Origin of the sequence: Pseudomonas sp. NPDC087803, assembly GCF_044742995.1 — a bacterium.
Lineage (GTDB): Bacteria > Pseudomonadota > Gammaproteobacteria > Pseudomonadales > Pseudomonadaceae > Aquipseudomonas.
Genome location: NZ_JBIUVO010000060.1, coordinates 1 through 1,462, shown reverse-complemented (window position 1 = coordinate 1,462; position 1,462 = coordinate 1). Strand labels below are relative to the sequence as shown.

The 1,462-nt window shown below is 63.5% G+C and carries 1 protein-coding gene; it reads left to right on the top strand.

Features of this window, described 5'->3' with window-relative positions; all coding sequences use genetic code 11:
• Positions 1 to 59: 59 nt before the first annotated feature.
• Positions 60 to 1,462 (top strand): phosphoenolpyruvate synthase (gene ppsA, locus ACIOUG_RS22035; protein WP_401068647.1); only part of this gene is annotated, 1,403 nt, incomplete at its 3' end.

Below are 1,462 nucleotides of genomic sequence, written 5' to 3'. Positions count from 1 at the left end.
ACGCCCCCCCCCCCCCCCCCCCCCCCACCACCACCCCCACAGTTAGTGGAGAGATCACCTTGGTAGAGTACGTAGTTTCCCTCGATAAGCTCGGCAAACACGATGTTGAGCATGTGGGGGGCAAGAACGCATCCCTGGGCGAGATGATCAGCAACCTGGCGGGTGCCGGTGTGTCGGTCCCCGGCGGCTTTGCCACCACCGCGCAGGCCTATCGCGACTTTCTCGAACTGAGCGGCCTCAACGATCAGATCCACAAGGCTCTCGACGCCCTGGACGTCGATGACGTCAACGCGCTGGCCAAGACCGGCGCGCAGATCCGTCAATGGATCATGGATGCCGAATTCCCTGAAAAGCTCAATGCCGAGATCCGCACCGCGTTCGCCGCGCTGTCGGCCGGTAACCCTGACGTGGCCGTGGCCGTGCGTTCTTCCGCCACCGCCGAAGACTTGCCGGACGCCTCGTTCGCCGGTCAGCAGGAAACCTTTCTGAACATCCGTGGTGTGGAAAACGTTATCCGCGCCGCCAAAGAGGTGTTCGCTTCGCTGTTCAACGACCGTGCAATTTCCTACCGCGTGCACCAGGGCTTCGACCACAAACTGGTCGCCCTGTCGGCCGGCGTACAGCGCATGGTGCGTTCGGAAACCGGTACCGCCGGCGTGATGTTCACCCTCGATACCGAATCCGGTTTCCGTGACGTGGTGTTCATCACCGGCGCTTACGGCCTGGGCGAAACCGTCGTACAAGGCGCGGTCAACCCCGACGAGTTCTATGTACACAAGGGCACCCTGGAAGCCGGTCGCCCGGCGATCCTGCGCCGCAACCTGGGCAGCAAAGCGATCAAGATGATCTACGGCGACGAGGCCAAGGCCGGTCGTTCGGTGAAGACCGTCGATGTCGACAAGGCCGAGCGCGCGCGTTTCTGCCTGAGCGACGCCGAGGTCAGCGAGCTGGCCAAGCAGGCGATGATCATCGAGAAGCACTACGGCTGCCCGATGGACATCGAGTGGGCCAAGGACGGTGACGACGGCCAGCTGTACATCGTGCAGGCCCGTCCGGAAACCGTGAAAAGCCGCACCCAGGCCAACGTCATGGAGCGTTACCTGCTGAAAGAAACCGGCACCGTGCTGGTGGAAGGTCGTGCCATCGGCCAGCGCATCGGCGCCGGTAAAGTGCGGATCATCAAGGACGTCTCGGAAATGGACAAAGTCCAGGCCGGCGACGTGCTGGTCTCCGACATGACCGACCCGGACTGGGAGCCGGTGATGAAGCGCGCCAGCGCCATCGTCACCAACCGTGGCGGGCGTACCTGCCACGCGGCGATCATTGCCCGTGAGCTGGGGATTCCGGCAGTCGTGGGTTGCGGCAACGCCACCCAGCTGCTGAAGGATGGCCAGGGCGTGACCGTGTCCTGCGCCGAAGGCGACACCGGTTACAACTTCGAAGGCGAACTGGGCGTCGACGT